Origin of the sequence: Flavobacterium laiguense, from assembly GCF_003097655.1 — a bacterium.
GTDB lineage: Bacteria > Bacteroidota > Bacteroidia > Flavobacteriales > Flavobacteriaceae > Flavobacterium > Flavobacterium laiguense.
Genome location: NZ_QCZH01000025.1, coordinates 21,270 through 42,048, shown reverse-complemented (window position 1 = coordinate 42,048; position 20,779 = coordinate 21,270). Strand labels below are relative to the sequence as shown.

Below are 20,779 nucleotides of genomic sequence, written 5' to 3'. Positions count from 1 at the left end.
TAAAGTAAAATGTTTTTTCTATCCTATTGAAATTCATTAAACTAAGTATAAAAAAAAACACCCGCTTTTGATTGGTGATTTTTGAACTGTTTTTGGAGAGCTATCAAAATTGATGTGTCCGCCGCTAGATGTCTCTGCTTTCAGACCCACTAAAGGATGTACTTGGATAGTTCCTCCACTAGAAACATTGGCAACTACTTCGTTGGCCAGCAATTTGTTACTGTTTGCTATTCCACCACTGGAAGCAGAAGTTTTCAAATGAATGGTTTTCTCCTTGATTGTTTGCGAACTTGAACTACTAGCTTCAATTTGAATCGTTTCGTATTCTGCAGTAACATTAATAGTGGCTACACTTGATGAATATAAACTGATGTTGTTTCCTTTTAGAACATTTTTAATAATGTTAGTTGACACCGAAGTTGCTTCTAAGCCATCTATAACACTCATTTAACTGTAATATTTTTAGATTTAATATTAATTAACTTACGGTATTTACAAGAAATGACCAAAACTCCATTTTCCACTTTAGGCGTGATTCCTTTTTGCAAATTGTCATCTGCTTCAATCTTAATTTGGTTTTTCGCCCCTTTTTTCATGAAAACTGTTAGGTTGTCTTCAATTTCTAGTGCTGTGAATTCACCAATTCCTTTTGGGTTCTCAATAACTATTTTGGAGCCATTTATTCGTTCTTTGTTCTGACCAAAAATCAATGTTGTAGATAGTAGGAACAATAGAATTGCGTACGGTAGTTTTATTTTGTACTTTTAATTTGGGTTTTTACAAATATAAAAAACATCCGTTTCATATGATATAGAAACGGATGTTTTAGTTTTTTGGTTTAGGATTATTCTACAACGCTTTTTAAATTGTCGTCTGGAACACGATCTATCATGTAATTATAAGGATCAATTCCAGCTTCAAAAGGAAGTTCTTTTGTTCTAAAAACATAGGTGTTGTCTTTTTTATTTACTTTAAATCGTTTGTATATCAATACTTTGCCTAAATTGTTGTCGTTTTTTGGTTCTGCAAAAACGCCAATGTCAATATAATCTGCAATAGGAATTAAGGTTTCTTTTCCTTGAGCGTCCGATCTGAATTTTTCGGAGGTTGTTTTGAGTGTTATTTCATATTCCGAACCTATTTTTTTGTATTTTGCCTCCAGCATTCTATTGTTAAAGAGGGTAATAGTCTCGAATAGATCTTTTATTAGATACTTCAAACTATCTGGAGTTACTTTTCTAAATTCGTTTACCGCAGCAATTGAAGTGGGATAAGGAGGTTTTTTGTAAGCATAGGTAGAAATTAAATTTTTCATGGCTTGGTTTACCTTTTTTTCTCCTATCATTTCCTTCAAATAATACAATGCAACGCTCCCTTTATTATAATGAATGTAAGGCTGATCTTCTGTTTTCATTAAAGGTTGCTCTTCTACGAGTTCTTCACTGCGCCCTTTTAAGTAATCATTCATTTCATAGTTCAGGAATTTTTTCATCTTGTCTTTTCCATATTCTTTTTCCATAACCATCATGGAAGAATATTGGGCAAAACTTTCACTCATCATTTCGCTTCCTTGCATATTGGCACCAGTAACTTGCTCTCCCCAATATTGGTGTCCCATTTCGTGAGCAACCACTTTATAGACAACGTCAATATCTTCTTTTGTTACTTTTCGCAAATCCATAATAAAACCTATTCCTTCACTATAAGGCATAGTTCCTGGAAATGCTTGTGCAAAAGATTGATATCTTGGGAATTCAATAATTCGACATTGTTTGTGGTAATAAGGGCCAAAATTTGCCGTGTAATATTCCAACGATTTTTGCAAACTTTTGAGCATGTTTGGTACGTTTACGGCATGTTGTTTGTCATAGTACACTTCTATATCGATGCCATTCCATTTTTTGCGGGCGATTTCGTATTTTGCAGATATAAAAGAAAAGAAATTAAGCGATTTTTTGTCTAATTTATAATTGAAATATTTTCTGCCATTGGCTTGCCATGTTTTTATTAGGGAACCTGGCGCAATAGCGGTTTGATCAACAGACGTGCTCATTGTTGTGGTAAGCTCTATCCAATCTGCATCTTTACTGATGTAGTTGTTTGATCTTCCAGCAATGTTGTTGTCATCCAATTTTGGCATTCTGTTTCTTTTGGGCAACTTCAATTTTAAACGTTTGTTTTTGTTGTCTAATTCGTTTCTGTCGTTGTATCCTATAGTTGGTAACACCTCGTCAAGCCTGAAAAAAGTCCCGTTTTGAGTAATTTGGGTTTTGCTTACCTCATTTTCAAACCCTTTGGAAGTACATGATATGTCGAAATTGATTCGGATGGAATCATTTGGCGCCAAGTTTTTTGCTAAAGTGTAAATTCTATAATTTAATTGTTTATCGTTTAATTTTAGTTTTGCTCCAGACATAGTGATATAAGTACTATCTGAAAGTCCAGGTAGTGTAAAGTGAATTTCCTTTATAGAACTAGTCGAGCTGTTTTTTGCCCAAGCTTGAATGTTTATGGTCATGCTTCTTTTTTCGGGCTTAATGTCAATAGTAGTATTGAATTTGTAAAAACGGGGTTGGGCTATATTTTCGTATTTTTTATATGTTTTTTCATAAGCCACTTGTTTGTTTTCTGTCTCTTTTGCTGAACCATAAGTGTTCAAAATTTGAGTGTTGTAATAGATAAAACTGCTGCAAAGTAGAAATGCAATCATGCTAATAGAAAACGCTATTTTGTTTTTTCTAAATTGCAATTTTGCATTTGTCCAGCGGTGATTGAGTTGTAACTCCTTTCCGCGAATATAAAAGGCCATAATCACAAAACTCAAAACTACACAAAATAAAACCCAATAAATGTTGAACCAAATGATTGTAGGAGCATATGGGCCAAATCCATTCATGTCCGAATAGATAAAATTTGGTGTTCTTCCAAATTTCAACATATTAGTGTCTATTTCAAGGAAGCTCCAAATAAAACTATTTACAGTTACAAAAACAACAAAAGCAAAATAGGCGATATATCTATTGTTAATTAAATAATGGAATAATATAGAAAGGACAACCAAAAAAGATAAGTAAAGTAATTCTATGCCTAATAATGATTTAATGTATACATCCAACTCATAACGGTAATATCCATTGATAGTTTGCACAATAATTCCAACTAGTATTGTAGAGGATAAAACAATAATTAAGGCAATGATAATTGAAGCCAATTTGGAAAAAAATAACATCTCTGTTTTGATAGGTGTTGCATCTTGTATCTCATTGATTTTTGCATCACGTGCAGACCATACCAATACACCAGTGTAAAAGGTGATGAAGCCAATCATGAAAATACTAAATCCATCTCGAACTTGATCGACTATGTAATAAGTAACAGGATATTTTGATGAGCCAAATCGACCCGTAAAACTAGCAAGGCCAGCGATTAAATTGATTAAACCAATGGATGTGATAATTATAAAAGAAGGATTTTTTACAATGGCTTTGGTTTCAAATTTTACCAAATTCCAAAATGTTGATATTGAAAAAACATTAGCTTTTGTTGGTTGAAACGTAAGGCCAGAATTGATTTTTGGTTCTGGAATTGACTGTGTTTTTTTTACTTTTTTTATTTTTTCTTTTCCAGTGTTGAATGAAAATTTAAAATAAATTACAATCAAAATCAAAAAACTAATACCTAACCATAGTAAACGATTGGTTAGTAAGTCACCATGTAATGTAATTAGGCTAAAGTTTTTTTTATCAATTGTCAAATACTTTGTAATGCCTTCATAGGGACGAATTCCAAAGGGGTCTATGATATTTGCCAACCATTCGTTTTGAGAATCTTTGATTAGACCAATTGAAAAAACATAAAAAATAAGAATAAGCATCGCACCTATAAAAGAAACAATGTTGCTTCTAAAAAGGATTGCCAAACCAAAAAGGAGTACTCCAGAGATAATAATATTAGGTATTGCAAATGCAACTATTCCTAGTAAATGCCCTGTAATATATACTTCTCCATAGCGTTCTGCTGGACACAGTTCAAGAAGTGGTGCTAAAATAGGAGCTAATAAAATCCCAAGAGAAACGCCCAACATAGGAATTACAGAGATGATCGTTGCGCCAATAAACTTACCAAAAAAATAATGACTTTTTTTAATGGGTGACGAAAATACAAATTGATGCATTCCTGACTGGAAATCTCGATTTGCAGTAGCGCTCATAAATGCGGTTGTCATCAAAAAACACATTATAGAAAGATAGCTATAATATTTTTCTATAATAAAAGGAGCGTTTTTGAATGTGTTGCCTAGTTTTCCTCCAATTTGAAAATTATCCGAAGAGGTGGCTAAGAAAACCATTAGTGTAACTATGAATAAAAAGATCCAAACCATTGGCGTTTTTAACCAATATTTTAATTCGTGACGTATAAATTTCCACATAATAATTCTAAATAAAAGGTTAGACTAATTCGTTTAGTTTGGCAAAAAAAACATCTTCTAAGTTTTCTTCGGCTGGAGTGAAACCATCATTCAAATGAGTGTCCGAATAAACGTGTATCAATGGATGACCACCCACCAATTTATTAGAAATTACTTTGTACTGATTTTGATATTCGGGTAGTTTTAATTTCGATACTTTTTTCTCCCATACTTTACCTTTAATTTGCAATAATGCATCGTCAGTATTTCCACTAAATAGTACTTTTCCTTTGTCCATTACTGCCATTTGTGTGCAAAGTTCACGAACGTCCTGAACGATATGGGTAGATAGAATAACAATGGTGTTTTCACCAATTTCACTCAGAATATTATAAAAACGATTTCTCTCACCAGGGTCCAATCCCGCAGTCGGTTCATCTACAATTACCAATTGAGGATTACCAATCAAACATTGTGCAATTCCAAAACGTTGGCGCATACCACCGCTATAACTCGCTACCGCATTTTTTCGGTGCTCCCAAAGATTTACTTTGGTTAGTAATTGTTCAATGATTTGTTTGCGGTCGGATTTTTTGTCGAATCCTTTTAGTAGAGCTAAGTGATCCAAAAGGTCAACGGCAGAGGTTCTTGGATAAACACCAAATTCTTGAGGTAGGTAGCCTAGCACTTTTCGAACTGCTTCTTTATTATTCAATACATCAATGCCTTGAAGTGATACAGATCCACTATCTACATCTTGTAAAGTGGCAAGTGTGCGCATTAATGATGATTTCCCTGCACCGTTTGGGCCTAGTAATCCAAACATACCTTTTGATATCGTTAGAGACACATCATTTAAGGCATGTACTCCGTTGCTGTATTTCTTGTCTAAGTTTTTAATGATTAATTCCATGCTATTCGTTTTTTGATTAATTGTTGATGATTTATGACGATTAGAATCCGTGTTTGCTACAGCTAATCATAAGGATTATTTTAAATAGCGAAGAGGAAGCTGTTTTTATATTGTTAAGTTTGCCATAAAATGGCATAAAAAAAACATCCGCCAGCGATGGATGTTTTTTATTTTTTAGTCGCAAATAAATAAATTTTTGGTACTAATGAATTATAGCGTCTCCTTTTATGTTTTTAAACTAAAAAGGAGATACTGATTTATTAAATTGTAGTCGAATTGATTTCGGTTAACTTAAATTGATTGCTAAACCTTTGTAAACAAAAATTCCTGACCTCTCATTTTTAACGTAAACTCGTTTTTGGATTCATTAAATTGAAGTTCTACTCCTCCTTGTTCCGCGCCAAATTTATCTTTACCAATTGATTCAAAGGAGAGTTTTGGTCCTTGTCCTTCTTCTGGAGTTCCCACAAGAGCACCGTTTTCTTCTGTTAAAGTAATTTTTACCGGAATTTGTTTACTTGTGTAATTGCCCAAATAAGTATCTAGAATAACCGCTTTCTCCAACTCGCTTTTATCTGAACTCCAAACATTATTTGCTGGGTTTATATCTGGAAAAACATGATCAGGATCTATTGTGATTGTTTCAATTTCTTCCGTAGAAGTATGTAGAAATGTCCAAGCGGTATTGCGTTGCCAAATTTCCACAGGAAGTTGAACACGACTAATGGCTCCACTTTTGGTTTTGATTTCCATAACGACCGGCATAGCCATTTTTTCAAGATTTTCAATAGAAATAAGGACTCCTAGCTTTGGGTCATTTTTCAAATACTTAATTTTTGTAATGCCTTGGTCTAAACGCCAGTTGTTTACAAACCAAGCTCTCCAAAACCAATTTAAATCTTCTCCCGAAACATTTTCCATCGTTCTAAAAAAATCATCTGGGGTTGGATGTTTAAAAGCCCAACGCTCGGTGTATGTTCTAAAGGCCTTGTCAAAACGGTCTTTTCCTAGTATTTGTTCACGTAACATAATAAGACCTGAAGATGGTTTCTCGTAAGCCAATAACCCTAAATTTGCTTCTTTCATTCCATCTGGTGATGTCATAATGGGTTCCAATTCCGGATTGGTTAACATTTGTGACATTCTTTGCATATTTCTTGGTCGGGATTTGTATTCTCCATTGTTGAATTCAGTCTTACTCAAGGTGTTGATAAAGGTATTGAATCCTTCATCCATCCACGCAAATAAACGTTCATTCGAACCCACAATCATCGGAAACCAACTGTGACCAAATTCATGATCCGTTACGAACCATAAATCTTCCCCTTTGGATTTCAAATCACAAAAAACAATTCCTGGATATTCTATTCCACCTTCGTTTCCTGCCACATTTGTTGCTGCCGGATAAGGATATTCAAACCAGTGGTTAGAATAATTTTCGATGGAAGATTTGGTGTATTCGGTTGCACGGCCCCAAGCCTCTTGTCCTGAGCTTTCGATAGGATAAGCAGAAATGGCTAGCGATTTTTTACCGCTTGGCAAATTGATTTTTGCTGCATCAACAATAAATGCCGCAGAAGAGGCCCATGAAACATCTCGAGCGTTTTTTATTTTAAAATGCCAGTTTAAAGTTGATGTTCCCGCGGGTCTCGAAGCAATATTAGTTACTTCTTCTGCCGACCGAATTATAACGGTTTTGTCGCTTTTCGAAGCCTCAGTCCAACGTTTTTGTTGGTCAGCCGTGTATACCTCGGAAGGATTTGTCAATTCGCCTGAGCAAACCACAATATGATTAGCCGGAGCGGTAATGTTCACGTCAAAATCCCCGTACTCAAGGTAAAATTCACCAGCGCCCAGATAAGGTAGCGTGTTCCACCCCTTGACATCGTCATAAACGCACATTCTTGGATACCATTGTCCCATGGTAAATATTTTTCCGTTTTTGGTGTCCATAACACCCATTCTGTCTGAACCAAAATTTGGAGAAATAAAGGAAAATTCAATTTTAAGTTTTATGGTTCCTCCATTTGGATTTAAATCCTGTGGAAGAAAAACCTGCATTCTAGTGTCGATTATCTCGAATTTTGCTTCTTTCTCAACGGTTTTTCCATTTTGAATAGCAATTACTTTTATCGATTTTATTTTATGCCCTCCGTCAAAAATTTGGCCTTTGTCCCCATTACGGCTTCCTGTTACTGGAATTACGGCTTTTCCTCGAGAGTTGTTTTTAAATAAGTTTTGATCAACATTCATCCATAAAAAAGAAATTTTGTCTGGACTATTGTTGGTGTAGGTTAAAATTTCGGTACCAATAATTTCGTTGTTTTTCTCATTCAAAGTTGCCGACAATTGATAATCGGCTTTGTTCTGCCAATATTTGGCTCCGGGTTGTCCACTGGCTGAATGCGTGTCAGTACCGTTTTTGGTATAAAAGTTGGGTGCGAAAGCAGCTTGATAGTCATACTTTGATGTTGCCTTAACAGCTGTTGTTCCCACTGGTGGATGCTCCTGTGCCTGAAGCCCCATGCCTCCTAAAAATAAGGCTAAAAAACTAGCTTTGAATTGATTGTTTTTCATAATTGGATTGATTTTGATTGATGATTTTGTAATTGAATACGTATTTGTATTAGTAGTAAATTAATGGTTAATAATTTTATTTTTGATAAAAAAAAACATTCTTGATTAATGAATGTTTTTTGATTTGATTGTATTATTCCTGATGAACACTTCCTCCAGAATGCTCCTCTTTTTGAATTGACTTTGGAGTAGTATTGTAGCTAATAGTTGCGCCGCTTGAGGCTTCAGCTTTTAGGCTTACTATAGGATGAACCCTTATTGACCCACCGCTGGAGGATTTGGCTACAACTTCATTGGCTAGTAATTCGGAGGTGTCGATTACACTTCCGCTAGAAGTCGATGCTTCTAGACGCAACGTTTTTCCTTTGATGGATTGATTGCTTCCGCTACTGGTAGTCAATTGAATCGATTCGTATTCTACTTCGGCATTAATCGAAGCCGCACTTGATGAAGTTAAACTTAAACGATTGCCTTTTAGTATTGATTTACTATTAATAGTAGCTGCAGATCGAGCTTCCAGTTCTTCAATAACAGGCATTTTTACGGTTACTTTTTTGGATGCAACATTGAGAAAGTTACCATATTTACAAGTGATTACTAATACCCCATTCTCTACAGTTGTTGTGATTTCTTTTTGTAAATTATCATCGGCTTCCACAATGATTTCTGTTTTGTCCGATTGTTCGATAATAAGGTCAATAGCTTTGTTTACGCTTACACTTTTAAAATCGCCTTGAACATTTCTTTTTTCGGTGGTGACATGACCGCTTCCTGTAATAGCATTGATCTCTCCTAGTTGGTTACAAGATCCAAAAAGCAAAGCGGTTAAAGCAACAATAATAAATTTCGTGATTAATGTGATGATTTTTAGCATGACTATTGATTTTATTTTGATTGAATAATATCACCGGTTGTTATGGTGTGTGTCTTTGCTTCTTTTTTGGTAGAACCAAGGATTAAAGAATAATTTTTGAAATAAGAAGGTAAACCTTCTGCCTGGTGGTTAATGGAATTTCGAACTTCAAAATGCAGATGGGGAAAGAATGAACTACCCGAGGTACCAATGGAAGCTATTTTTTGTCCTTTCTTTACTTTATCACCCACTTTCAATCCCATTGCACTTTGATTTTTTAGATGCCCATACATACTATATGTATTCTCACCATGCTTTAGAACAATGTAATTTCCGTATAAAGTTAGTGGATTTTCTTTTAGAGATGGAATGTCAAATGTTTTATCATCTTTTTTATCCGTTTCTATAGCAGTAATTTCTCCATCGGCTACAGCCAAAACATCGGTTCCAAAACCAAACCAGTCTGTATTGTTTTTTCCGTCATTAAGATACTGTTTTCCTTCAGAATCAAGCACTACAAAATCATAGGCATATCGCATGAAATTCCCAGTAAATCCCATTTGTTTGATAGGGATGAATTCATAGTCAAAACGTCTGTGATGAGAGTAAAGGTCATGCCCGTCGTACACCAGTATTTTGTTTTTTAGCGGCAGAATGAAATCTGTTATTTGTTCATAATCACTTGGAATAACTACTTTTTTGATTTCAATACTATTATTGAAAGTGAAGATGTATTCCAGTTTATCAGTCATACTATTTACATCCGGAAAAGGATTAAAAAGTAGGTTTGTTGAAACACTATTCCATTCAATATTTGGAATAGTGTTTATACTTGGTGCGGTTCCGTTATTATCCAAAAATTTTTGTTGGATAAGTTTATTTTGCTTATCAAAAAGCGATACTTGCAATCGGGTTAATCTTAAGCTATCCGTTGATTGGTTCTCTATAATAAAATCAAAATTTAAACTGGATTGTCCGTTGATTTTCTCTTTCAGTGGATGTTCTGGTTTGTTTTCAATTTTAATTTTGTTTTGAGCATTTGTAATCAGTGTGGATAATCCGAAAAAAAGTACAATAATAGATTGAATGGCTTTCATATTTACTTATTCGGTTTTAATAATTATACCATCTTTATTGATTTTTAATTCTTTAAAATTCTTTTTGGTTTTAACAACCGAATCACTTTCTATGGTAACACCATCTTCATTAATGGTAACATTAGTTTCATTGTCATTGTCATCGTCGTCGTCATTTTCATCTTCGGGACAATTTAAACATCTTATTTTATTGCTTTCTACTTTGTAGACGTCATTACTTGAGTCAGAATTCCATAGAAAATAATCACTATCAGTACGATCATAATGTTGCATAGAATCATCTGGTTTTAACAAGGTTCCTTCTGGTAAGTACAAGGTGATTTCGATTTCCTGATCACGAAATTTATTCTTTAAATCAGTAATCAAATAGTTGTCAAAGATCAGTTGGTTACCCACAATTTTATAACTGTATTTAATGGCATCGGCTCTTTTTTTAGCTTCAGACAATGATTTTCCTTTGGCTTCTTTTTCGATTTGAATGTAAGCGTACTTTTCTTCCGATTTTTCGATTCTAATGCTCACTTCATTCGAATAAATAATGTCATTATTCAAAGAATCTTGAGTAATCATAAAATTATTACGGTCATCTACATCTTTGGCAAAATAATCATTGTGTTTGAATTTAATGTAAAGGGTATCCGTTGGTTTTAGATTGAAAGTTTCCTTTTGAACCGATCTACCATTCACCGCAAATGCTGTAGCTTGTTTTATTCCAATTGATATTGCTAGCGAAACTGCAATTAACCAAAGAGCCAATAAAGTATATTTGGCAATGTTTCCAAGAAATTTCATGTTCGGTGCCAATAGTTTGAAACCCAATATCGCTAAGAAAAAGAACGGAATTCCAACAGCCAAGAACATTATTAAACCAAAAGTCCAAATAGGATAATCAGTAAAATTTCCGGCTTCTACAAAACTTTGCCATGGAAAGTCTATGGAAGAACTGGTGCCTAATGTGAATACTCCAATGAATAGCATGACAAGCGTAGTTAAACCTCCCATGATTAAAACCACTCCTAGAAATTTAGCGAAAATTTTGAAAACGGTCATGATAAAATCTCCTAGACCACTTCCCAGTTTTTCAGCTCCGGATTTAATTTGATTACCAAATTTATCATAATCCGCATTTTTTATTTTTCCGGAAACACTGTCAAATTCTTCACGAACTTTTTTTTCAATGTTCGAAATTGTAACCGGTTCTCCAGTCATTTCCAGTTTTTCGGATGTAGTTATCGCTTCGGGAGTTACAATCCAAAGAATGATATAGGCCAAAATCCCAGTACCAAATCCAGCAAAAACAAATATCAAGAACATAATTTTTAACCAAACGGCATCAATTCCAAAATAATGTCCCAATCCGGTTGCAACCCCACCAATCATTCCGTTTTCTTTGTCACGGTATAATTTTTTTGTGGTTCTAGGAGCGCTGAAGTCACTGTTTGTATGTGCATTATTATTGTCTTCCTCGATGATGTAATCCTCTGGTTGTCCCATCACAGTAATCACTTCGTCTACTTCTCTAATAGTAACTACGTGTTTTTCAGTTTTTTGTTTCTCGGTCAATAATTCCGAAACACGCATCTCAATATCTTTGATGATTTCTTCTTGTCCCGATGATTTAGATAATGAGCGTTTTATCGCGTCAAAATAACGGGTTAATTTTTGGTATGCATCTTCGTCAATGTGGAAGAACATTCCGCCTAGGTTTATATTTACAGTTTTGTTCATGACTATTATTTTTGGTTGGTTATTAAGTTTACAGCATCAGACAATTCCGTCCAAGTGCCATCTAGTTCTTTCAAAAAGGTTTGGCCTATCTCAGTCAGACCGTAGTATTTTCTCGGTGGTCCCGATGTTGACTCTTCCCAACGGTAGTTGAGTAATCCGTCGTTTTTCAATCGAGTTAGTAGCGGATAAATAGTTCCCTCTACAACTAATAATTTAGCGTTTTTTAAAGTGTCTAATATTTCTGAGGTGTAGGCATCTTTCTCTTTTAATACCGATAAGATACAAAACTCAAGAACACCTTTACGCATCTGGGCTTTTGTGTTTTCAATGTTCATAATTCCTTGATTTGATTTGATTTGTTGATGAAACTGTTCATTTTTTGTCCCGATAATTATCGGGAGATGATTGATTTTTTGATGATTGAAACTGCATATTGATTATATTATTTATTTTAAGAACGGTATCGTTAGAGGATAACTGTATTTCTCTCCATTGGATGCTTTGATTGAAGCATAAATTACTAAAAAGAATTCGGCTACTTTCATGCAGGCAAATCCGAAAAGGGCTAAGGCACCTACTGTCAAAATTCCGATGCTGTTACCGTAATCAAAATTTTCAAAAACTAGATCACTATTGTTTACAAAATCATTGAATGAGATATTTCTCAAAACAGTAATTAAAAAGACAGGAATGGCGATCATGGCAAATGCCAAAGAGTAAATTAAAATACTCAATTGAAAATTAAGTGCTTGCTTACCATTGTGATCTACAAATTCCGATTGGTCTTTTTTCGATGTCCAAATGATAATAGGAAATATGTAATTTCCAAACGGAATAAGATATTGACTAAAAGTACTCAAATGAGTAAAAGCGGCTGTGTTTCTTTCGGTTGTAGTTTCCATTTTTTGATTTCGTTTTTTTTGTCCCGATAATTATCGGGAGATGATTGATAGCAGTCCCGATAGCTATCGGGATGATTAAATGACTTACCTAGTAATTTCTTATGCAAATATATGTCTAAAGAAGAGTATCTTGTATCGCATAGTAGTGTATGTTAACAAAAAATTAACAAAAAACGTTATTTTTGTAAGAAAATGCTATGTTTTTTATTTGAAAATGATTTTACTTGTTAACCTATTGCTTCTGGTTTTGCAGTGAGCGTGAAGGATAGCGCCAAGTTACCGAAGTAACGGCAATAGCCTGACAGCATTAGGGAAAGGGGCAGAATAAGCGGCATGATGTGTTTGCCCCTTTTCCTAATGGTGGCACGCCCAAATGGTTAGAAATAGCATTGGTGAATACGTTTATACTGTTTTGAAGATTTTATTAATGGAAAGAAATAGCGTTAATTATAAAATTTTTATATGTACGCATAGTATTTTTTGTATTTTAGCAAAAAAATAGCTCAAAATGGAATTAACAGTATCGAAATTCAATAGATTTATATTTTTCAAATTGCCATCTGCTTTTTTATGTGGCGTACGGTTGAAACAGATTGACGAAAATAAATGCGTGGTCTCTGTAAAACACCGATGGATTAATCAAAATCCTTTTAATTCGATGTATTTTGCGGTTCAGGCAATGGCAGCTGAGTTGTCTACTGGAGCTATGGTAATCTATCAAATTCAAAAAAGTGGTCGAAAAATATCGATGCTTGTGGCCAATAATAAATCAAATTTTTCTAAGAAAGCCACGGGACGAATCACTTTTGTTTGCCAAGACGGGCATTTAATAGCCGATGCCATTCAGAAAACAATTGCAACTGGTGAAGGGCAAACTTTTTGGATGAAATCGATAGGAGCCAATGAAGAAGGAGTGCAGGTTTCTGAAATGGATTTTGAATGGAGTGTTAAACTCAAATAATGACCTGAATTATAAAAGCAAAAAAAAAGCTTCGTTGTATAAACGAAGCTTTTTTTAATATAAGGCAATGATGAATTAATAATTATATAGAAAACAACCTTAAATTTATGTTCTAGAGAGCTGTGTTCCTTGGGTGGAAGAAAATTCTACTTCAAAAATAGGGAAACTATAACTTAATAGTCTTAAAATTATATTAAAATTACGCTCTTCAATTTGTCTGATTTTGAAGCCGAAATGTAATTATTGAAATTAGGTTTTAAATAAAGGTGACAATTTGACATTTTATAAGTTTTGGCAGTACTTTTGCAATCCATAAAAAAGAATAAAAACGATGTTTAAGAATTTTTTTAAAAATAAAAGTAATATGACTACAGAAAATACAGAATTCGATCAAGAAATAGATGAGGTGACATTAGAGAATAATGCAAATGGTGAGCAACTTATTATTGAAGAATTAAGTGTTGAAGAACAATTAACGCAAGACTTAGCCAAAGAAAAAGATAAGTTTTTAAGGTTATTTGCTGAATTTGAAAATTACAAAAGAAGAACTACAAAAGAAAGAATTGAGTTGTTTAAAACGGCTAACCAAGAAGTATTACTTGCTATGTTACCTGTTCTAGATGATTTTGATAGAGCGATGGTTGAAATCAACAAATCGGAGGATGAGTTGTTGACAAAAGGAGTGGAGCTAATTCATGAAAAACTAAAAAATGCTTTGGTTGCTAAGGGATTAGAGCAAGTTGATGTAAAAGCAGGTGATGCATTTGATGCTGATTTTGCAGAAGCAATTACTCAAATTCCAGCTCCATCGGATAAGCTGAAAGGAAAAATAGTAGATGTTCTTGAAAAAGGATACAAATTGGGTGACAAAATTATTCGTTTTCCAAAAGTGGTTATTGGTAACTAAAAAATAAAACACTAAAATAAAAAAATCCAATTCCAAAATAAAATTGATTTAAGAACAAATTTACCGTTCGTTAAAATTGATATTTGGTCACGAAAGCTCCCGATAATTATCGGGACGGGATAAAAAATATTGGAATTTACTTTTAGTTTTTTTAGAATTTATTTTAATTATGAAAAAAGATTTTTACGAAATATTAGGCATTACAAAAGGTGCAGATGCTGCTGAAATTAAAAAGGCATACAGAAAAAGTGCATTGAAACACCACCCTGACAAGAATCCTGGCGACAAAGAGGCAGAAGAAAAGTTCAAGTTGGCTGCCGAAGCTTATGAAATATTGAGTGATCCTGCCAAAAAAGCAAAATACGATCAGTACGGTCATCAAGCATTTGATGGTTCTGGCGGATTTGGCGGTGGTGGTCATGGCGGAATGAATATGGATGATATCTTTAGTCAGTTTGGAGATATTTTCGGTAGTGGTTTTGGCGGATTTGGCGGAGGCGGAGGCGGAGGTCCTCGTCGCGTAAAAGGAAGCAATTTGCGTATTAAAGTAAAATTGACTCTGGAAGAAATCGCTAATGGTGTAGAGAAAAAAGTAAAAGTAAAACGTAAAGTTCAAGCCCAAGGGGTATCGTACAAAACCTGTTCTACCTGTAACGGTCAAGGGCAAGTAATGCGTGTTACCAATACCATTTTGGGTAGAATGCAATCGGCTTCAACTTGTCCTACTTGTGGCGGTTCTGGTCAAATTTTGGACAGAAAACCGAGCGATGCAGATTCTCAGGGAATGATTGTAGAAGACGAAACCGTTTCTATAAAAATTCCAGCAGGAGTGGTAGACGGAATGCAATTGAAAGTTTCCGGAAAAGGAAATGATGCTCCAGGAAACAGCGTTCCAGGAGATTTAATTGTAGTTATTGAAGAAATTGAACACGAATATTTGAAACGTGAAGGTGAAAATCTTCATTATGATTTATACATCAGTTTTGCCGAAGCGGTTCTTGGTATTTCAAAAGACATCGATGCCGTAAACGGAAAAGTGAGAATCAAACTGGAAGAAGGAATTCAATCCGGTAAAATTTTGCGATTAAAAGGAAAAGGTATTCCAAGTATTAATGGGTATGGTAGCGGAGATTTGCTTGTACACGTAAATGTTTGGACTCCAAAAACCTTGAACAAAGAGCAGAAACACTTTTTTGAAAAAGCCTTGACGGATGAGAATTTTATTCCAAGTCCTGAAAAATCAGACAAATCATTTTTTGAAAAAGTAAAAGATATGTTTTCTTAAATTTTTTAAACAGAAAATCAATATCTTTGATAATCATTAATTTATCTTTTAGATTATGAATGCAGTTGAGTTTTCTGGGAAAATAGAAAAGGGACTAATCAAAGTGCCCGATGAATATCAAAATTTAGAGGAAGATGTTCGTGTAATTATGCTTTTTGATGATGCTAAAAAAGTAATCTCAAAGAAGGATATTTTACGTGACGCATTATCTAAGATGAAAAGCGAAAAAATGTTTGCAACTATTGATAATCCTGTTTTGTGGCAAAAAACAATCAGAGATGAGTGGAAGTAAAATTGTTTTAGATACCAATGTTATCATTTTTGCTTCAAAGCAAATGATAGATATTGATGTTTTTTTAGACACTTTTGACGAGTTTTTTGTTTCGATTATTACTTTTATGGAAGTGTATAGTTATGATTTTTCTAATGAGAATGAGAAGAAACTAATTGATGCACTTTTTGAAGGTATTGAAGTAATTGAAGTAAATAGGAATATTGCCGAAATGGCTATAGAAATCAGAAAAAATAAACAAAAGAGAATTAAATTACCAGATGCAATAATTTTGGCAACTGCAAAATTTTTGGAATTGCCATTACTTACAGATGATTGGGATGATTTTCAAAATGTAGATGAATCTGTTTTGGTTAAAAAAATTGATTTCCTAAAAATATAACACTCTTTTTTTGTAAAGTATACAACCCATCCTGAATTAAAATAAGGATGGGTTTTTTATTGGATAATTAAAGTATTTCGGCTTGAAATTATTTACTTTTACGCCAATTAAAAAAGTAGCATGAGTAACATACTTGAAGTAAATAAAGTCGTAAAGCGATACGGTGATTATGTAGCGCTTAACGAAGTTTCATTGACCATTCCCAAAGGAAGTATATACGGACTTTTAGGCCCAAATGGAGCTGGAAAAACCTCTCTTATCCGAATCATCAATCAAATTACTTTACCTGATAGTGGCGAAATCATCCTTGATGGTGAAAAGCTTCAGCCCAAACACATTCAGCATATTGGCTATCTTCCCGAAGAAAGAGGGTTGTATAGCAGCATGAAAGTGGGAGAACAATGTTTGTATTTGGCACAAATGAAAGGTTTGTCTAAAGCCGAGGCTAAAAAACAACTCGATTATTGGTTTGATCGCTTGGGTATTCAAGGTTGGTGGAACAAAAAAATTCAGGAGTTGTCTAAAGGAATGGCACAGAAAATTCAATTTGTGGTTTGCGTTTTACACAAACCTAAATTATTGATTTTTGATGAGCCTTTTTCAGGTTTCGATCCCGTAAATGCCAATGTGATCAAAGATGAAATTTTGGCATTGCGTGAGGATGGAGCCACAATTATTTTTTCGACCCATAGAATGGAAAGCGTAGAGGAATTGTGTGATCATATTGCATTGATTCACAAATCGAATAAGTTGATTGAAGGAAAGCTTATTGACGTAAAAAGACAATTCAAGACCAATAGTTTTGAAGTGGGTATTTTATCGGACAATGTAGAGGGATTGATGTTTGATATCACTCAAAAATTTACGGTAGGACAAGCCAACTTTAAATCCTTAAACGACGAAATAAAACTAGAGATTCAACTCGGAAATGGTACACCAAATGAATTGCTCAATATCCTAACGCAACGTGGGCAAGTAACTCATTTTGTTGAGAAAATCCCAAGTGTGCATGATATTTTTATCCAAACGGTTAGTTAGTAATCAGTGTTCTAAAATCTGAAATCAAAAATCTAAAATCAAGAAATGAGTATAATTTCATTAATCATAAAAAGAGAGTTTATTGCCAAAGTTCGCAATAAGTCTTTTATTGTTATGACTTTTTTAAGTCCGTTGCTTTTTGTTGGTATTGCGGGGTTTGTAGCCTACTTAAGCTCCATGAAAGCGGATACCAAACGTATTGCAATTCACGATGAATCAGGTTTGTTTGTCAATGAGTTTGTGGCTCAAAATGATAAAAACAGTGAATACAAATATCTGGATTTATCTACCGTTGACATGCAGTTTCTTAAAGATAGTATCACCAATGAAAACTATGAAGGGTTGCTTTATATACCCAAAACAAAAACGAACAAAGATTTAGAAAATAAAATCGAGTTCATATCCAATAGTAGTCCAAGTATTGTTTTTATTGAAAAGACTCAGGCCGTTATTGCGGACAAGTTGACAAAATCGAATCTGGAAATAGCTCATTTGGATACTTTGGCGATTAAAAATGCTGAGGCAGACATCAATATAAGTCTGTCAAAAGCCTCAGGGGAAGAAAGTATCATAGGACTGAATGAAATAAAAATCGCAATTGGTGGTGGTTTTGGTTATCTGATCATGATGTTCATAATCATTTATGGGAATATGGTCATGCGAAGCGTCATAGAAGAAAAAACCAACCGTATCGTTGAGATTATCATTTCATCGGTAAAACCATTTCAATTAATGATGGGGAAAATTATAGGAACAGCATTGGCGGGTTTGCTTCAATTTTTAATTTGGACTGTTATTGGTTTGTCTTTAATGTTTGCTGCATCAGCATTTTTTGGTGTGAATATAGGGCCTACCTCTAGAGTTTCTCCAGAAATAATGCATGCTGCCCAGCAAGAATTCTCGGGAACGGCTCAATTGTATATCAAAGAACTTTGGAATTTGCCTATAGCCAGTATTTTGATCAGTTTTATCATTTATTTTATAGGAGGATATTTTCTATATAGTTCTTTTTATGCGGCTATTGGTGCAGCGGTCGACAATCAAACCGATTCGCAACAATTTCTTTTACCTATCATTATGCCATTGATGTTAAGTGTCTATATTGGATTTTTTACGGTTATAAATGATCCTCATGGTACCATTGCTGTGGTTTTTTCTATGATTCCCTTAACGTCTCCTATTGTAATGCTAATGCGCATCCCTTTTGGAGTGCCGTGGTGGCAAATTGCAATTTCCGTATCTTTGTTGTTTGCTACATTTTTTGGAGTAGTTTGGTTTGCTGCCAAAATTTACCGAGTGGGTATTTTGATGTATGGCAAAAAGCCAACATGGAAAGAATTGTATAGATGGTTGAAATATTAATAGATTCACGCTACAAAGCAAAACTTAAATAGTTATTTATGTCAAAAATTCTAATTATAGAAGACGAAGAGGCAATCAGAAGAGTATTAGTTAGCATACTGTCTGAAGAAAATGAGTCTTATCAAGTTGAGGTGGCCGAAGATGGTGTTGTGGGACTTGAAAAAATTAAAAATAACGACTATGATTTAGTTCTATGTGATATAAAAATGCCTCGTATGGACGGCGTGGAATTGCTGGAAGCCGCAAAGAAAATAGATTCCGAACTTCCGATAGTGATGATTTCCGGTCATGGTGATATGGAAACGGCTATCAATACCATGCGTCTTGGCGCTTTTGATTATATTTCAAAGCCACCCGATTTGAATCGATTGTTGAATACGGTTCGAAATGCACTAGATAAAAAAAAGCTGGTTGTAGAGAATAAAATTTTAAAGAAAAAAGTCAGTAAAAAGCATGAAATAATTGGGAATAGCGAATCAATCAATCAGGTAAAAGTGATGATTGAAAAAGTAGCTAAGACGGATGCGAGAGTGTTGATTACTGGGCCAAACGGTACCGGAAAAGAATTGGTTGCCCATCAATTGCACAATAAAAGCGATCGGTCTAATGCGCCAATGGTAGAAGTAAATTGTGCTGCAATACCAACAGAGTTAATTGAAAGCGAGTTGTTTGGTCACGTCAAAGGGGCTTTTACATCGGCCGTAAAAGATCGCTTGGGTAAATTTGAGGTGGCAAATAAAGGAACGATTTTCTTAGATGAAATTGGTGATATGAGCTTATCGGCTCAAGCCAAAGTATTGCGTGCTTTGCAGGAAGGTGTAATTACAAGAGTTGGAGCAGACAATGATATTAAAATCGATGTTCGTGTTATCGCAGCAACCAATAAAAATTTAAAAACCGAAATTGCCGAAGGCCGTTTTCGGGAAGATTTGTACCATCGTTTGGCCGTAATTTTGATTAATGTACCATCGTTGAATGATAGGCGTGAGGATATACCGGTTTTGATTGAGCATTTTGCAACACAAATTGCTGCCGAACAAGGAAATGCCGTTAAACATTTCTCTAACGATGCCGTTAATTTATTGGCAGCATACGATTGGACTGGGAATATTAGAGAATTAAGAAATGTAGTGGAACGCTTGATCATCCTTGGAGGAAATGAAATTTCCGAAAGTGATGTCAAAGCTTTTGCAAGTAAATAATTTATTTCGCAAAGATTCGCAAAGTTGACGCAAAGAGACACAAAGTGATTTTTAAATTAAATCTTCGTGAATCTTCTTTTTACTTGGTGAATCTTCGTGTAAAAACAATAAAAATGAAACTAAAAAAAATAAACGAAAAATTGCAAGAAGGTCTAGTTGAAAATGGTTTAACAGAGGCTAATGAGATGCAAAAAGAAACTTTTTCGACACTAAAAAGCGGTGCTGATGCCATTATTATTGCGCCAAAAGGTTCAGGAAAATCAACAACTATTGTGCTGAATGTGATTCAGCAACTGGCTAATGGAACCGAAGAATCGCCGCGTGCTTTGATTATTGTAGAAGACAAAGCCAAGGTTTTAGAGATGGAAGAACTTTTTGAAAAATACGGAAAATATACCGATCTTCAAGTTTATGGGGTACACGATAAAGGCGATATGGAATATGATAAAAATTATATTTCAACAGGAATCGATGTGCTTATCGGAACACCAAATAAATTGAGTGAAATGTTTACCACAGCAGGTTACAATGTAAACCGACTGAAAATGTTCATTCTGGATGATGCCGATCCTATTTTGAAATTGCGTCACGAAACAAAAATTATGCGTATTTCGAATAGTATTACAAAAACACAACGCATTATTTTCTCGGAACAACTTACGGAAAGAATAGAAATTTTGGCTGAGAAAATGTTATTGGAACCTTTTGTCTTTGATTTTGATGAAGAATATGATGAGGATGAGGAAGATCTTGAAGAAGAAGAAAATTCTGAAAGAAAAGAAGGTGATGATTTTGAGGAGGAAGAAGATCTAGAGGACGAAGAGGAATAGTTTTTAGATTGCAGAAGGCAGATTTTAGTTTACAGTATTAAG

The 20,779-nt window shown here is 34.4% G+C and carries 19 protein-coding genes; 9 read left to right on the top strand and 10 right to left on the bottom strand.

Features of this window, described 5'->3' with window-relative positions:
* Nucleotides 1–36: 36 nt before the first annotated feature.
* The 10 genes from DB891_RS17900 to DB891_RS15560 form a co-directional block, all read right to left on the bottom strand.
* A complete protein-coding gene (locus DB891_RS17900) occupies nt 37–447 on the bottom strand; it encodes a GIN domain-containing protein (RefSeq protein ID WP_116764513.1) in 411 nt (136 codons plus the stop codon).
* Complete coding sequence (locus tag DB891_RS17895; protein WP_124019528.1) at nt 444–731, bottom strand: GIN domain-containing protein; 288 nt, start codon at nt 729–731, stop codon at nt 444–446. Before DB891_RS17895 ends, DB891_RS17900 begins: the two co-directional genes overlap by 4 nt.
* A gap of 113 nt (nt 732–844) precedes the next feature.
* Nucleotides 845–4,429 carry an ABC transporter permease/M1 family aminopeptidase gene (locus tag DB891_RS15595; RefSeq protein ID WP_116764511.1) on the bottom strand — a complete coding sequence of 1,195 codons (3,585 nt, stop codon included), beginning with the start codon at nt 4,427–4,429 and terminating at the stop codon, nt 845–847.
* 19 nt (nt 4,430–4,448) lie between these two features.
* Nucleotides 4,449–5,321, bottom strand: a complete 873-nt coding sequence (locus DB891_RS15590) for an ABC transporter ATP-binding protein (protein ID WP_116764510.1) — start codon at nt 5,319–5,321, stop codon at nt 4,449–4,451.
* 303 nt (nt 5,322–5,624) lie between these two features.
* Nucleotides 5,625–7,898: a M1 family metallopeptidase gene (locus DB891_RS15585; protein ID WP_116764509.1), complete on the bottom strand. Its 2,274-nt coding sequence runs from the start codon at nt 7,896–7,898 to the stop codon at nt 5,625–5,627.
* A gap of 133 nt (nt 7,899–8,031) precedes the next feature.
* Nucleotides 8,032–8,772, bottom strand: coding sequence for a head GIN domain-containing protein (locus DB891_RS15580; RefSeq protein WP_116764508.1), 741 nt, complete (start codon nt 8,770–8,772; stop codon nt 8,032–8,034).
* Between the two features lie 11 nt (nt 8,773–8,783).
* Nucleotides 8,784–9,848: a M23 family metallopeptidase gene (locus tag DB891_RS15575; RefSeq protein ID WP_116764507.1), complete on the bottom strand. Its 1,065-nt coding sequence runs from the start codon at nt 9,846–9,848 to the stop codon at nt 8,784–8,786.
* Between the two features lie 6 nt (nt 9,849–9,854).
* Complete coding sequence (locus tag DB891_RS15570) at nt 9,855–11,576, bottom strand: PspC domain-containing protein (RefSeq protein ID WP_116764506.1); 1,722 nt, start codon at nt 11,574–11,576, stop codon at nt 9,855–9,857.
* A 5-nt stretch (nt 11,577–11,581) separates the two neighbouring features.
* Complete coding sequence (locus DB891_RS15565) at nt 11,582–11,911, bottom strand: PadR family transcriptional regulator (RefSeq protein ID WP_035640831.1); 330 nt, start codon at nt 11,909–11,911, stop codon at nt 11,582–11,584.
* A gap of 111 nt (nt 11,912–12,022) precedes the next feature.
* A complete protein-coding gene (locus DB891_RS15560) occupies nt 12,023–12,478 on the bottom strand; it encodes a DUF4870 domain-containing protein (RefSeq protein ID WP_116764505.1) in 456 nt (151 codons plus the stop codon).
* Nucleotides 12,479–12,986: 508 nt separating this feature from the next.
* On the opposite strand from DB891_RS15560, the gene DB891_RS15555 reads away from it, so the two are divergent.
* The 9 genes from DB891_RS15555 to DB891_RS15515 all read left to right on the top strand — a co-directional run bounded on the left by DB891_RS15555 (nt 12,987) and on the right by DB891_RS15515 (nt 20,737).
* Entirely contained in the window at nt 12,987–13,439 is a 453-nt protein-coding gene (locus DB891_RS15555) for a DUF4442 domain-containing protein (RefSeq protein ID WP_116764504.1), read from the top strand.
* Nucleotides 13,440–13,770: 331 nt separating this feature from the next.
* Complete coding sequence (locus DB891_RS15550; protein ID WP_116764503.1) at nt 13,771–14,346, top strand: nucleotide exchange factor GrpE; 576 nt, start codon at nt 13,771–13,773, stop codon at nt 14,344–14,346.
* A 169-nt stretch (nt 14,347–14,515) separates the two neighbouring features.
* Nucleotides 14,516–15,631, top strand: a complete 1,116-nt coding sequence (dnaJ, locus tag DB891_RS15545; protein WP_116764502.1) for a molecular chaperone DnaJ — start codon at nt 14,516–14,518, stop codon at nt 15,629–15,631.
* Nucleotides 15,632–15,686: 55 nt separating this feature from the next.
* Entirely contained in the window at nt 15,687–15,923 is a 237-nt protein-coding gene (locus DB891_RS15540) for a hypothetical protein (RefSeq protein WP_116764501.1), read from the top strand.
* Entirely contained in the window at nt 15,910–16,305 is a 396-nt protein-coding gene (locus DB891_RS15535; protein WP_116764500.1) for a type II toxin-antitoxin system VapC family toxin, read from the top strand. Before DB891_RS15540 ends, DB891_RS15535 begins: the two co-directional genes overlap by 14 nt.
* Nucleotides 16,306–16,425: 120 nt before the next feature.
* Entirely contained in the window at nt 16,426–17,343 is a 918-nt protein-coding gene (locus DB891_RS15530; protein WP_116764499.1) for an ABC transporter ATP-binding protein, read from the top strand.
* A 45-nt stretch (nt 17,344–17,388) separates the two neighbouring features.
* Nucleotides 17,389–18,705 (top strand): ABC transporter permease, encoded by a 1,317-nt coding sequence (locus DB891_RS15525; protein ID WP_116764498.1) that lies wholly within the window; start codon nt 17,389–17,391, stop codon nt 18,703–18,705.
* A 38-nt stretch (nt 18,706–18,743) separates the two neighbouring features.
* Nucleotides 18,744–19,907, top strand: coding sequence for a sigma-54-dependent transcriptional regulator (locus DB891_RS15520; RefSeq protein ID WP_116764497.1), 1,164 nt, complete (start codon nt 18,744–18,746; stop codon nt 19,905–19,907).
* A gap of 113 nt (nt 19,908–20,020) precedes the next feature.
* Entirely contained in the window at nt 20,021–20,737 is a 717-nt protein-coding gene (locus tag DB891_RS15515) for a DEAD/DEAH box helicase (protein WP_116764496.1), read from the top strand.
* The last annotated feature ends 42 nt before the right edge of the window (nt 20,738–20,779 follow it).